Annotated in this window: 15 protein-coding genes; 8 read left to right on the forward strand and 7 right to left on the reverse strand. The window is 60.2% G+C overall.

The features are described from left to right. Positions 1 to 7 precede the first annotated feature (7 nt). The 6 genes from BM269_RS06900 to BM269_RS06925 form a co-directional block, all read right to left on the reverse strand. Positions 8 to 406, reverse strand: coding sequence for a DUF1761 domain-containing protein (locus BM269_RS06900; RefSeq protein ID WP_090436266.1), 399 nt, complete (start codon positions 404 to 406; stop codon positions 8 to 10). 60 nt (positions 407 to 466) lie between these two features. Beyond that, complete coding sequence (locus BM269_RS06905; RefSeq protein WP_090436267.1) at positions 467 to 805, reverse strand: hypothetical protein; 339 nt, start codon at positions 803 to 805, stop codon at positions 467 to 469. A 76-nt stretch (positions 806 to 881) separates the two neighbouring features. Continuing rightward, positions 882 to 1,622 (reverse strand): acetoacetyl-CoA reductase, encoded by a 741-nt coding sequence (gene phbB, locus BM269_RS06910; RefSeq protein WP_055927061.1) that lies wholly within the window; start codon positions 1,620 to 1,622, stop codon positions 882 to 884. 31 nt (positions 1,623 to 1,653) lie between these two features. Further along, complete coding sequence (locus BM269_RS06915; RefSeq protein WP_090436268.1) at positions 1,654 to 2,832, reverse strand: acetyl-CoA C-acetyltransferase; 1,179 nt, start codon at positions 2,830 to 2,832, stop codon at positions 1,654 to 1,656. A 75-nt stretch (positions 2,833 to 2,907) separates the two neighbouring features. Beyond that, positions 2,908 to 3,180 (reverse strand): hypothetical protein, encoded by a 273-nt coding sequence (locus BM269_RS06920; RefSeq protein WP_090436269.1) that lies wholly within the window; start codon positions 3,178 to 3,180, stop codon positions 2,908 to 2,910. Between the two features lie 125 nt (positions 3,181 to 3,305). Next, positions 3,306 to 4,214, reverse strand: a complete 909-nt coding sequence (locus tag BM269_RS06925) for a LysR family transcriptional regulator (protein WP_090436270.1) — start codon at positions 4,212 to 4,214, stop codon at positions 3,306 to 3,308. A gap of 101 nt (positions 4,215 to 4,315) precedes the next feature. Here BM269_RS06925 and metE point away from each other — a divergent pair, with 101 nt between their 5' ends. From metE to minE, 5 genes are all read left to right on the forward strand, one after another. After that, entirely contained in the window at positions 4,316 to 6,646 is a 2,331-nt protein-coding gene (gene metE / locus BM269_RS06930; protein WP_090436271.1) for a 5-methyltetrahydropteroyltriglutamate--homocysteine S-methyltransferase, read from the forward strand. A 72-nt stretch (positions 6,647 to 6,718) separates the two neighbouring features. Beyond that, a complete protein-coding gene (locus BM269_RS06935; RefSeq protein ID WP_090436272.1) occupies positions 6,719 to 6,934 on the forward strand; it encodes a hypothetical protein in 216 nt (71 codons plus the stop codon). A gap of 291 nt (positions 6,935 to 7,225) precedes the next feature. Then, positions 7,226 to 7,990, forward strand: coding sequence for a septum site-determining protein MinC (minC, locus tag BM269_RS06940; RefSeq protein ID WP_090436273.1), 765 nt, complete (start codon positions 7,226 to 7,228; stop codon positions 7,988 to 7,990). A 21-nt stretch (positions 7,991 to 8,011) separates the two neighbouring features. Next, positions 8,012 to 8,827, forward strand: coding sequence for a septum site-determining protein MinD (gene minD / locus BM269_RS06945; protein WP_090436274.1), 816 nt, complete (start codon positions 8,012 to 8,014; stop codon positions 8,825 to 8,827). Next, positions 8,827 to 9,078: a cell division topological specificity factor MinE gene (minE, locus tag BM269_RS06950; protein ID WP_055927094.1), complete on the forward strand. Its 252-nt coding sequence runs from the start codon at positions 8,827 to 8,829 to the stop codon at positions 9,076 to 9,078. The genes minD and minE overlap by 1 nt, the downstream gene beginning before the upstream one ends. Before the next feature lie 50 nt (positions 9,079 to 9,128). Here minE and BM269_RS06955 read toward each other — a convergent pair whose 3' ends face one another. After that, positions 9,129 to 9,635, reverse strand: coding sequence for a hypothetical protein (locus tag BM269_RS06955; protein ID WP_090436309.1), 507 nt, complete (start codon positions 9,633 to 9,635; stop codon positions 9,129 to 9,131). A 207-nt stretch (positions 9,636 to 9,842) separates the two neighbouring features. Between BM269_RS06955 and BM269_RS06960 the strand changes: the two genes are divergently transcribed. The 3 genes from BM269_RS06960 (at position 9,843) to prfA (ending at position 13,003) form a co-directional block, all read left to right on the forward strand. Continuing rightward, positions 9,843 to 10,532: a response regulator transcription factor gene (locus BM269_RS06960; protein ID WP_090436275.1), complete on the forward strand. Its 690-nt coding sequence runs from the start codon at positions 9,843 to 9,845 to the stop codon at positions 10,530 to 10,532. Between the two features lie 54 nt (positions 10,533 to 10,586). Beyond that, positions 10,587 to 11,861 carry a glutamyl-tRNA reductase gene (hemA, locus tag BM269_RS06965; RefSeq protein ID WP_090436276.1) on the forward strand — a complete coding sequence of 425 codons (1,275 nt, stop codon included), beginning with the start codon at positions 10,587 to 10,589 and terminating at the stop codon, positions 11,859 to 11,861. Between the two features lie 65 nt (positions 11,862 to 11,926). Next, positions 11,927 to 13,003, forward strand: coding sequence for a peptide chain release factor 1 (gene prfA, locus BM269_RS06970; protein ID WP_090436277.1), 1,077 nt, complete (start codon positions 11,927 to 11,929; stop codon positions 13,001 to 13,003). Positions 13,004 to 13,102 lie beyond the last annotated feature (99 nt).

Genomic DNA, 13,102 nt, shown 5'->3' on the forward strand with positions numbered 1-13,102 from the left:
CCTCGGCCTAGTGCCACAGGCCGAGGATCAAGCCGAACACCAGGAATTGCGCGGTGTGGTAGCCGCCGTCGATCAGCAGCAGCTTGACGCTGCGGTTGGCGAACTGGTAGTTAATGCCGAAGCAGGCTGCCACCATGCCGAAGCCTGCCAGCAAGGCGTGCTTGATGGCATAGTCGAGCGTCGGCGCCGGGCCGACCCAGCGTGCAAACGCAAACGCCGCGAGCAGGGAAAAGACAAACGCGATGCCGAATACGCGCGCCGGGTGGCCGTCCGGTTTGACGCCGCCGTTTTCATCATTCCACATCTTGCCAAACAGGGCCGGTGAGTACCACAGGCCGCCGAGCATGAAGCTGGAAACTGCGGCCAACAGCACGGCGAAAATATTCATGCCCATCATATGCATCATCGTCTCCCAGTGAATTATTGTTGAGAGAGAACGATATGTGAGCCGGGTCGCAAGAGTCAATCACTTGTTGTTGCAATGCGCCGAAAGCATCTCGCCCATCTTTGCGCTGGCAGCCTGGCGATCGTCGGCCCAGGTCAGGGCGGATTCAGTGCCGCTTGCTTCTTCGCGGCGCAGGAAGCTGACGTAGGTCGAGCCCTTCTTTCCGGTCACGTGCATCAGGCGGACTTCGCAACTGCGGCCGTTGGCGGCGGCCTTGGCGGTGCTCAGCACGTCGACTTTGGTGACGTGGCCGATATGCGCCACCAGCGGCGCGCGCTGGTTCAGGATCTCGAGCAATTTGTCCTGCGGGATGTCGCGGCTGCAGGCTGCCAGCAGCAGCAAGGGCAGCAATCTCTTCATGGCGCCTCCAAAGAACAAACGCCGACCGGCGCGAGGGCCGGACGGCGTTTGGGTGTTGCGTTGCTCTTTAATGCGATCAGGACATGTGTTGGCCGCCGTTAATGGCGATGTTGGCACCGGTCAGGAACGCTGCTTCGTCGGAAGCCAGGTAGGCCACCAGGCCCGCCACTTCTTCCGGCTTGCCCAGGCGGGCCATCGGGATCTGCGGGATGATCTTCGAATCCAGCACGTCTTTCGGGATCTCCATCACCATCTTGGTGCCGATATAGCCTGGCGAGATAGTGTTGACGGTCACGCCCTTGCGCGCCACTTCCAGCGCCAGCGCCTTGGTGAAGCCGTGCACGCCGGCCTTCGCTGCGGAGTAGTTGGTCTGGCCGAAGGCACCCTTCTGGCCGTTCACCGAGGAGATGTTGATGATGCGGCCCCAGCCACGGTCCACCATGCCATCCGCTACCGGCTTGGTCATGTTGAACACGGAGTCCAGGTTGGTCTTCATCACGGCGTCCCAATTGACCTTGTCCATCTTCTTGAAGGTCATGTCGCGGGTGATACCGGCGTTGTTCACCAGCACATCAACCGGGCCGATGTCGCGCTCGACTGCTGCGATACAGGTTGCCGCCGAATCAAAGTCCGACACATCGCAAGGATAGGCGGTGAAGTTATAGCCCTGGTCCTTCATCGTGGCCAGCCACGACTCATGCGTCTTGTTACTCGGGGAATACGTGGTTACCACTTTGTAGCCCAGTGCGACCATTTTGATGCAGATCGCTTCGCCCAGACCACCCATGCCGCCCGTTACCAATGCAACTCGTGCCATTTAATGTTCCCCTATTTATCTAAACGAAAGCTCATTCCCTCTCAACTGCCAGTGCTACGCCCATGCCGCCGCCGATGCACAGCGAGGCCAGGCCCTTCTTAGCGTCACGGCGGACCATTTCATGCAGCAGGGTCACCAGGATGCGGGCGCCGGAAGCGCCGATCGGGTGGCCGATCGCAATCGCGCCGCCATTGACGTTGATCTTGCTGGTATCCCAGCCCATTTCCTTGTTCACGGCGCAGGCTTGCGCGGCAAACGCTTCGTTGATTTCCATCAGGTCCAGGTCTTGTGGCGACCAGCCGGCTTTCTTCAGGCACAGCTGCGAAGCGGTGACCGGGCCCATGCCCATGTAGGCTGGGTCCAGGCCGGACGAGGCGTAGGCCTTGATGCGCGCCAGCGGGGTCAGGCCCAGTTCCTTGGCCTGTTTGGCGGACATCATCATCACGGCTGCGGCGCCGTCGTTGATGCCGGAGGCATTGCCGGCGGTGACGGAGCCTGCCTTGTCGAAGGCTGGACGCAGGCCGGACAGCGCTTCCAGCGTCGAGCCTGGCTTCACGTATTCGTCCTGGTCGAAGAAGATGCTGCCTTTTTTCTGCACGATTTCGAGCGGCAGGATTTCGTCCTTGAATTTGCCGGCCTTTTGCGCGGCTTCCGCTTTCAGTTGCGACTGCAGCGCGAATTCATCCTGCTGGCTGCGCGAAATATCGTATTTCTTCGCGACGTTCTCGGCGGTGATGCCCATGTGGTACTGGTTGTACACATCCCACAGGCCGTCCACAATCATGGTGTCGACCATCTTGGCGTCGCCCATGCGGAAGCCGTCGCGCGATCCGTTCAGCACGTGCGGCGAGGCGCTCATGTTTTCCTGGCCGCCGGCAATGATGATGTTGGCGTCGCCGCACTTGATCGCTTGCGCTGCCAGGTGGGTCGCCTTGAGGCCGCTGCCGCAGACCTTGTTGATGGTGTAGCCCGGAATGGCGCTTGGCAGGCCGGATTTGATCACGGCCTGGCGTGCCGGGTTCTGGCCGACGCCAGCGGTCAGTACCTGGCCCATGATGACTTCGCTGACCAGGTTAGGGTCGATGCCGGTCTGGGCCAACAGGCCCTTGATGACATGGGCGCCCAGCTCTGCTGCCGGGGTCTTGGCCAGGGAACCGCCGAACTTGCCTACTGCGGTACGGCCTGCTGCAACAATTACTACATCATCCATTCTGCTTCTCCGGGAGTGGTATGAAAATCTTTCAATGCATTCTAGCTAAGTGCCATGCCCGCGGCCAGCTAAGGCCTACCGGAACAGCGGCTTATTCAAAGCCACTTCAGTTGCCTCACGTCCATATGCTTGCGCACGGTGCATCGCGTGCTTGCCCTGGTCGGTTGCCATTTGCAGCAGGTCTTGTGGATGCTGGATGGCCAGGAATTCATTGGATGCTGCGGTCATGGCAGCAAGAGAAGCCAATGTGGTATCACGATGCCAGTCACAAATGCTGGCGAAGCTGGCAAGTTGCACGTCAAAGGCCGCCTGAGCGGCGCGAGAAAATTCGTCGTTGAACGCATACATGCCATGCTCCTTCAGTTATTCGGTGGCTGAGATACCGCAAGACTTCTCATGTTAGTGCGCGATTCCAGACAAACGTTTGATAAACATCAAGGCTGCTTTCATTTTGCATAAAACCGATAACGATGTCACGACAATAACTTGATACCGTCAAGCGTTGCGGCGCATTGCTCGCGTATCACGTTGACGAAGTCGGCCACGTAGGCCTTGTGCTGCAAGGCCGGCGGCACTGAAACAAACAAGTCGCTCCACAATCCGGTCTCGCCGATGGGGCGCGCGATCACGTAGTCGTAGTCGACATAGTTCTTGATGGCCCAGTTCGGCAATGCCGCCACGCCGCGCCGGCTTGCAACCAGTTGCAGTATCGCGACCGTCAGTTCGGCAGTGCGGCGCTGGAATTCAATGCCGGCCGGACGCAGCACTTCGCGGATCAGGTCGATACGCGTTTCGGGAACTGGGTAGGTGATCAGCGTTTCGCCTGCAAAGTCCTGGGCCGACAGGCGGCGCCGCGTGGCAAGGCGATGTTTCTGCGCCATCACGGTCAGGATTTCGAAACGGAACAGCGGGAAGGTGGAGTAGTCGGCGCTGTAATCGGATCCGATTACCAAGTCGGCATGGCCATTGCGCAGCAGGTCGGCCGGTTCACTGTGGAAGCCGGAAACCAGGTCGATTTCCACCTCTGGCCAGCGGGTGCGGAAGGCGTCCATCACCGGCATCAGCCAATCAAAGCAGGTATGGCATTCAAGCGCCACGCGCAACTGGCCGGTGTCGCCCTGCGACAGGCGCAACACGTCGCGCTCGGCGCGTTCCACCTCCGGCAGCAAGGTGTCGGCCAGTTTCAGCAGCCGCTCGCCGGTTGCGGTGAAGCCAATTGGTATCGATTTCCGCTCAAATAGCGGCGTACCGTAGCGATCTTCCAGCAATTTGATTTGATGCGATAAGGCCGACTGCGTCAGGTTCAGCAGTTGCGCCGCCTTGACCAGGCTACCTGAGGAGCGGAGCGCAGACAGCGTGCGCAGATGACGAATCTCGAGCATGTATGAAAAGTTTTCAAGTGGATACATAAAAAGTTTCGTTTTTATTATATGCCGTCATGCCGCAAACTGTACTTCACCAATATTTCTTAAGCATGACAAAAATGAAACTCGTACAAACTCATATCCCTGGTTTTCCACGCATCGGTGCCGCACGTGAATTGAAATTTGCATTGGAGCGCTTCTGGCGCGGCGAAACTTCGGAAGCTGCGCTGCAAGAGACTGCCAGCAATCTCCGTGCCCGCCACTGGGAAACCCAGCGCCAGCATGGCCTGGATTTCGTCACGGTTGGCGATTTTGCCCTGTACGACCATGTGACCAACCATATCCAGCTGTTCGGTTGCGAACCCGCGCGCTTCGGTTTCAACGGCAGCGAGTCGCCACTGGCGCGCTACTTTGCCATGGCGCGCGGCGACGGTGCACATGAAGGATGCGGCTGTGCCCAAAATGGTGCAGCGCTGGAGATGACCAAGTGGTTCGACACCAACTACCATTACCTGGTGCCGGAGTTCAGCGAGTCCACTTCGTTCGAGCTGTACAGCAAGCGCCTGCTGGACGAAGTCAGCGAAGCCCGCGCCGCCGGCCATCCGGTCAAGGCCGTGCTGCTCGGACCGCTGACCTTCCTCTGGCTGGGCAAGGAGCGCGATGCGGCGCCTGGTTTCAGCCGTCTTGACCTGCTCGACCGGCTGCTGCCGCATTACAGCCGGCTGCTGATGCAACTGCGGGCTGCCGGCGCCGATTGGGTACAACTCGACGAGCCTATCCTCGGCCTTGATTTGCCCAATGCGTGGCGCAATGCTTTCGAACCGGCTTATTGGCTGCTGAACCAGGCCGGCGCCCAACTGATCGTTGCGACCTACTTCTCGACGCTGGAGGAGAACGTCAGCCTGGCTTGCCGGCTGCCTGTCGCAGGCCTGCACGTCGATGCCGTGCGCGCCGCCAGCGAACTGGCCAGCGTGGCCGACTGGCTGCCGGCGCACAAGGTGCTGTCGATCGGCGTGATCGATGGCCGCAACATCTGGCGGACCGATCTCGACGCAACCCTTGCCACGTTGCTGCCGGTGCTGGCCAAGCGCAGCGGCCCGGTATGGCTCTCGACATCTTGCTCCTTGCTGCATGTGCCATATAGCCTGGCGGCGGAGCCGGGGTTGGACGACGAACTGCGTTCGTGGCTCGCTTGCGCCGAGGAAAAGCTGGCGGAACTGGCGCTGCTCAAGGCTGCGTTGTCCGCCGACGAGCGGGTGTCGGGCAATGTGGCGCGGGGTTTCGCGGAAGCGCGCGCAGCCCTGGCCAGCCGCCGCGCCAGCAGCCGGGTACACAACGCCGGCGTGGCGGCGCGCATGGCGGAACTGGCGTCCGACGCTAGCGCCTCGCGCCGCGGCTCGCCATTCGCGCAACGCCAGCACCTGCAACGTGAACGCCTGCAATTGCCGGCGTTCCCGACCACGACAATCGGATCCTTCCCCCAGACATCGGAAATCCGTCTCGCGCGCGCAGCCTTCAAGCGCGGCGAATTGTCCGCGCAGGATTACCGGCAGGCGATGCGCACCGAAATTGCGCATGCTGTCCGTACGCAGGAAGAACTGGGCCTCGACGTGCTGGTGCATGGAGAAGCCGAGCGCAACGACATGGTCGAATACTTCGGCGAACAACTGGATGGATTTGCGTTCACGGCGAACGGCTGGGTACAGTCGTACGGCTCGCGTTGCGTGAAACCGCCGATCATTTACGGCGATGTACAGCGTCCGCGAGCAATGACGGTCGGCTGGACCGAGTACGCACAAAGCCTGACCGCCAAGCCGATGAAAGGCATGCTGACCGGGCCGGTAACGATCCTGCAATGGTCCTTCGTGCGCGACGACCAGGCGCGCGGAGAAACTGCGCAGCAAATTGCTGCCGCCATCAGCGACGAAGTGCGCGACCTTGAAAACGCCGGCATCGCCATCATACAAATCGACGAGCCAGCCTTGCGCGAGGGCCTGCCGCTACGCCGCAGCCGCTGGGATGCTTACCTCGACTGGGCCACCAAAGCCTTCCGCATCAGCGCCGCGGTAGCTGCCGACGCGACGCAGATCCACACCCATATGTGCTACGCGGAGTTCAACGACATCCTGCCCGCGATCGCCGCGCTGGATGCCGACGTGATCACGATCGAATCGAGCCGCTCCGCGATGGAGCTGCTGGGTGGTTTCGCCAGCTTCCGCTACCCGAACGAGATCGGACCGGGTGTCTACGACATCCATTCGCCGCGCGTGCCCGGCAGCGAAGAAATGGTAGAGCTGTTGCGCAAGGCTGCCAAGGTTGTGCCGCCCGCACAGCTATGGGTCAACCCAGACTGTGGCCTGAAGACCCGCGCCTGGCCTGAAACGGCTGCCGCCCTGCAAAACATGGTCGCCGCCGCACAAAAATTGCGCACTGAAGTGGAACTTTCCTAAATCCTTCCCGTCCAACCTCAAAGATTCTCCCTTCAGCTTGGCGCAAAGTTGAGCCATTCGAAGGGAGGCTCTATGGACGATCCGGAACGAATCGCCAAAGTGGAGGTTGAAGTGGAAAGCATGCAAAGAGACATCAGTCGACTGTACGACGCCGTTGACAAGCTTCGCGAGCACGTGGACAAGGGCTTTAGCGATATACGCAAGGAAATGGCAGTGACAACACGCTGGCTGGTTGGATTGACGATCTTAATAGCCGGTATGTTCGGCCGACTATTTGGGCTTTATTGATCGGGCAATGCCGTTCGAATATGCTGCTTCGATCACGTGGCAGGTGCAGGCACTGATGGACCATACTAAAGATGAGCAAATCGGAGAATTTATTCTCGTACGCAATAACGCATAGAACAGAAAGAGCGGAAGCCCGCGAGGCATTAATAACATTAAAATATTATCATTCTTGCCGCTCGGCACTGCGAGCCGGCCTGGAAGCCGCATAAACACTGGGCTCCCCTCCCCAAGCAAGCTTAAGCAAAGTACAATGCATCCAGCCTGGGCCCAGCCCGTTACTTTGCGATTGTCATGCCTAAGAGTACGTTCCAGAAGCCTATCGAGATCAAGATTTCCACCGTTGTTGCCGTGTCCGCCATCATGTACACGAGCGATCTGGTCGCCCTAGACGCCGCCATGCATGAGATGACCGGCGGCGTTTCCGATTTTTTTGAGGGTGACCTGGCCGTCATCGACGTCGGCGACCTGAAGCCAGGCTGCGAACCTATTGACTGGGCGGCAACCATCGCCCTCCTGAAAAAATACCGCCTGAACCCGGTGGCTGTGCGCAACGCCAAGCCGGACATGGTGGAAGAAATCCAGCAACACGGCCTGCAACTGGACAGCGGCAAGCGCGAAGAAGCGCCGATCCCTGCGCCAAAACCAGCGCCAGCTCCGGCCCCTGCGCCGGTCCCGGTTCCCGCCAAAGCAGCGGCGCCGGCGGCACCAGCTGTCAGCAGTACCATGATCATCGACACCCCGGTCCGGGCCGGCCAGCGCATTTATGCGCGCGGCGGCGACCTGATCGTGATGGCCGTCGTCAACAACGGCGCGGAGATCATCGCGGATGGCAGTATTCACGTTTACAACACTTTGAACGGCCGTGCCCTGGCAGGCGCCTCAGGCGACGCCTCGGCCCGTATTTTCGCTATGTCGATGAGCCCGGAACTGGTCTCGATCGCCGGTGTTTATCGCACTTTTGAAGATGGTTTCCCGACCGAGAACGCACGCAAGCCAGTACAAATCCGGCTGAACGGCGAGAGTCTGGATATACAATCTGTCAATTCCGCAAAATAACTGTTCAGTAAAGGATTCTTTGTGGCACGAATTATTGTAGTTACGTCCGGCAAGGGCGGTGTCGGCAAAACGACTTCCAGCGCCAGCTTCTCCACCGGCCTCGCCATGCGCGGCCACAAAACCGTCGTCATCGACTTTGACGTCGGCCTGCGCAACCTGGACCTGATCATGGGTTGCGAACGACGCGTTGTGTATGACCTGATCAACGTGGTGCATAAAGAAGCCACCCTGAACCAGGCCCTGATCAAGGACAAGCACTGCGAAAACCTGTACATCCTGCCGGCGTCCCAGACCCGCGACAAGGATGCCCTGACGGAAGACGGCGTGGAAGGCGTGCTGGCTGAGCTGATCAAGATGGAGTTCGAGTTCATCATCTGCGACTCGCCGGCCGGTATCGAACACGGCGCCCTGATGGCGCTGACCTTCGCCGACGAAGCCCTGATCGTGACCAACCCGGAAGTGTCGTCGGTGCGGGACTCCGACCGCATCCTGGGCATCATCCAGGCCAAGTCGCGCCGCGCCCTGTCCGGCGGCGACCCGGTCAAGGAACACCTGTTGATCACCCGTTACTCGCCAAAGCGCGTAGAAGCGGGTGAGATGCTGTCATTTGAAGACGTGCAAGAGATTCTGCGTATTCCTTTGATCGGCATCATCCCTGAGTCGGAGCAAGTACTGCATGCTTCCAACCAGGGTAACCCGGCAATCCACTTCAAGGGAACCGATGTGGCCGAAGCCTACACCGACGTGGTGTCGCGCTTCCTGGGCGAAGAAGTTGAGCTGAAGTTTACCGACTATGAAAAGCCAGGTTTCCTGAAGCGTATCTTTGGAGCTAAATAATGGCCCTGCTTTCTTTCCTGTTCCAGAACAAGCCGAAAACGGCCAGTGCGGCAAAGGAGCGCTTGCAGATCATCATCGCACGTGAGCGTAACGGCCGCGCCGGTCCGGATTTCATGCCGGCGCTGCACAAAGAGCTGGTTGATGTGATTTCGAAGTACACCAAGGTGTCGGCGGACGATATCAAGATTTCGCTGGATCGCCAGGGCAACCTGGAAGTTCTCGACGTAAACGTGGTCCTGCCGGACGCTTGAACCGGTAAACTTGCCCGCGACGGCCGCGTTTCGGTGTCTGACCCTGCGGGTCAGACACCGGTTTGCCGGTTTTCCGTCCCGGCCAGCACCAGTCTTGCCACCTTGGCACAAGCCTCCACATGCTGGTAACCAATCTGCCGGAAGGCAAAGAAACCAATAGTAGCTGAAGCAATTTGACCGGCAATAGGCACCAGCTTGCCCGCCTGCTTCGCCGCAATCTTGCCCGCGCTGCGTTTCAACACCGTCGCCACCAACTCGCGCGTGACCACTTTCCCCACCAGCATCCCGCCCAAGCCAATGACCGCCTCATACGCGATCAGCTTCAATTTCGGCTGCATGCGGTCGATCTGGTCCGGCGACAGGCCGAACTCATGATTGACGTCGTCGATCAACTGGGTGAACAGGCGCAAGTCCGACACCACGTCGATACCCGGGATCGGCACCGCCGCCACCCCGGCCGAAACAGCGGCCCGGCGCCGTACCAGGCGCCGGCAACGCTCGCGTACGGCATCGATATCCGCCTCGGTGGAGGGCAACACAGTCCAGTCATTTTTCATGGTTTCGCTCCCCATTCGACTTGCAAAATAAGACCTGTTCCATTGTGCTAGCCGCCCAAGCAGTGTACCGTGTGATAGAGGCGCAGCCTCGCACGGCACCCAACAGAGTAGTACCATAGAGCAATCTTTGATCAAATTGGTAACTATTTCTTGTAAATCTCTGTTATATTCGTGTGACTGCTTCTTAACATTTTGCTGTAAAGAACCATGAGAATCGTTGTCCTTGATGCTGACCGAAGCCAGGCGGACCTGATCTGCCAGGTCCTGACTTCTGCTGGTCATGCCTGCCATGGCTACCAGACGGCCAAGGACCTGCTTGCCAATATGCGCAAGGACAGCGTCGATATGCTGATTCTTGACTGGCAGGTTTCCGATATGGATCCTGCCGAGGCAATGCGCAAGGCCCGCGAAAAGCTGCCTGAAAACGGCCCGGTGATGTTCCTGACCACTAGTTCCGGCGAAGACGATATCGTAGCCGGCCTGTCGGTCGGTGCCGAAGACTTCCTGGTCAAACCGCTGCGCCGCGCCGAATTGGTGGCCCGCGTCCAGGCCCAATTGCGCCTTGCCTACCCAAGCCAGAACGGCGCCGAACAATTGCAGTTCGGCCAATACGTCTTCGAAACCCGCCCAGGGCGTTTGTTGATGGATGGGCAAGTGCTGGATGTCACCCATAAAGAGTTCTACCTGGCTCTGCTGTTTTTCCGCAACATTGGCCGCCCGCTATCGCGCGCCTACATCCACGAGGCGGTCTGGATCCGCGAAACCGAGGTGCCGTCGCGCACCATGGATACCCACGTTTCCCGCGTCCGCAATAAGTTGCAATTGAAACCAGAAAACGGCTTCCGCCTGGTTCCGGTGTACAGCTACGGCTACCGGCTGGAAAAGCTCGGTTCCTGAGCGCGAAACCGGCTCAAGGTATAATGGCGTCTGGAATCTTCCGTCTGGACCAAGATGCAACTGCTCGCCGTTGGCCTCAACCACACCACTGCACCCGTCGCGCTGCGCGAACGGCTGGCGTTCGCGCCTGAGCAGCTTGGCACGGCGGTGGCGGCCGCACGCAACTGGTTTGCCCGCGCGGATTCGAAAGGCGGCGACGAAGCGGCCATCCTGTCCACCTGCAATCGCACCGAGCTGTACGCGGCCAGCAATGCCGCCAACCCGCTCGACGCCGGCGCGCAATTCCTGGCCGATTTCCACCAACTGAATTACTCCGAGCTGCGGCCGCACCTGTACATGCTGCCGCAGCACGATGCCGTGCGCCATACTTTCCGCGTCGCGTCCGGCCTCGATTCGATGGTGCTGGGCGAGACCCAGATCCTGGGCCAGATCAAGGACGCCATCCGCACCGCCGATGAAGCGGGCGGCCTGGGCACCTACCTGCACCAGCTGTTCCAGCGCAGCTTCTCCGTCGCCAAGGAAGTGCGCAGCACCACCGAAATCGGCGCGCACAGCGTGTCGATGGCCGCCGCCGCCGTGCGCCTGTCGCAGCGCATCTTCGACAAGATCTCCGAGCAGAACGTGCTGTTCATCGGCGCCGGCGAGATGATCGAACTGTGCGCCACCCACTTCGCGGCGCAGAACCCGAAATCGATCACCGTAGCCAACCGCACCATGGAACGCGGCGAAGCGCTGGCGCACCGCTTCAACGGCAAGGCCACGCGCCTGGCCGACCTGGGCAACCAGCTGCAGCAATACGACATCGTCATCTCCTGCACCGCCTCTTCCCTGCCGCTGATCGGCCTGGGCATGGTGGAACGCGCCATCAAGGCCCGCCGCCATAAGCCGATTTTCATGGTCGACCTGGCCGTGCCGCGCGATATCGAACCGGAGGTCGGCCGCCTGAACGACGTCTTCCTCTACACCGTCGACGACCTGGGCAAGGTGGTGCAGACCGGCATGGAAAATCGCCAGGCTGCCGTGGCGCAGGCCGAGGCGATCATCGAAACCCGCGTGCAGTCCTTCATGCACTGGATCGACGACCGCGCCGTGGTGCCGGTGATCCAGGGCCTGCAGGAAAACAGCGAAACGATTCGCCTGCTGGAACTGGAACGTGCACGCAAGCTGCTGGCCAAGGGCGAATCGGTCGACGCGGTGCTCGAAGCGCTGTCCAAAGGCCTGACTGCGAAATTCATGCACGGTCCGCAGCAAGCGCTGCATCGTGCACAGGGCGACGAGCGCGCCCAACTGGCCGAGCTGCTGCCACAATTGTTCCGCGGCCGCCGTTAGCGGCGCCACACCTCTTCCTGCCGCCCCGCGCGGCTACCCGTGCTACCCCTCGAATTCAGGAACGTATGAAACCATCAATGCTGGCCAAGCTGGACCAATTGGCAAACCGCCTTGTCGAACTGGACGAACTGCTGATGTCCGAAGGCGCGACGTCGAATATGGACAGCTACCGCAAGATGACGCGCGAGCACAGCGAGCTGCAGCCGCTGGTGGCGCTGTACAAGGATTACCTGCAGGTGCTGGGCGATATCGACGATGCGCAAGCCATGCTGTCCGATCCGGACATGAAGGAATTCGCGCAGGAAGAAATCGAGGCCGGCAAGGCGCGCCTGGGAGGGCTGGAGCTTGACCTGCAGAAGATGCTGCTGCCGAAAGATGAAAACGACGAACGCAACATCTTCCTCGAAATCCGCGCCGGCACCGGCGGCGACGAATCGGCTCTGTTTGCGGGCGACCTGCTGCGCATGTACACCCGCTTCGCCGAGCGTTCGCGCTGGCAGGTGGAGATTGTGTCGGCATCCGAAAGCGACCTTGGCGGCTACCGCGAGGTGATCGCGCGCATTATCGGCAATGGCGCCTACTCCAAGCTGAAGTTCGAATCGGGCGGCCATCGCGTGCAGCGCGTGCCGGCGACCGAGACCCAGGGCCGCATCCACACTTCCGCCTGTACCGTGGCGGTGATGCCCGAGGCGGATGAAGTGGAAGACGTCCACATCAACCCGGCCGACCTGCGCATTGACACCTACCGCGCATCCGGCGCCGGCGGGCAGCACATCAACAAGACCGATTCGGCGGTGCGCATCACCCACCTCCCTTCCGGCATCGTGGTGGAATGCCAGGACGACCGCTCGCAGCACAAGAACAAGGCGTCGGCAATGAAGGTGCTGGCAGCGCGCATCAAGGACGTGCAACTGCGCGAGCAGCAGTCCAAGGAAGCGGCCACCCGCAAGAGCCTGATCGGCTCTGGCGACCGCAGCGAGCGCATCCGCACCTACAACTTCCCGCAAGGGCGCATGACCGACCACCGCATCAATCTCACGCTCTACAAGCTGGACATGATCATGGACGGCGACCTGAACGAACTGACCACCGCCCTGACCACCGAGCACCAAGCCGAACAACTGGCCGCCCTGGGCGACTAAGATAAAAGTCGGGGTCAGATACCGTCTTGAATGGCAAGCCCTTTTTCCAAGTATTTTGGGTCAAAGGGTTTGCCCGACTTAACTACCCCGTAAATCAGA

Origin of the sequence: Duganella sp. CF458, assembly GCF_900113115.1 — a bacterium.
In the GTDB taxonomy this organism is placed as follows: Bacteria; Pseudomonadota; Gammaproteobacteria; order Burkholderiales; family Burkholderiaceae_D; genus Rugamonas.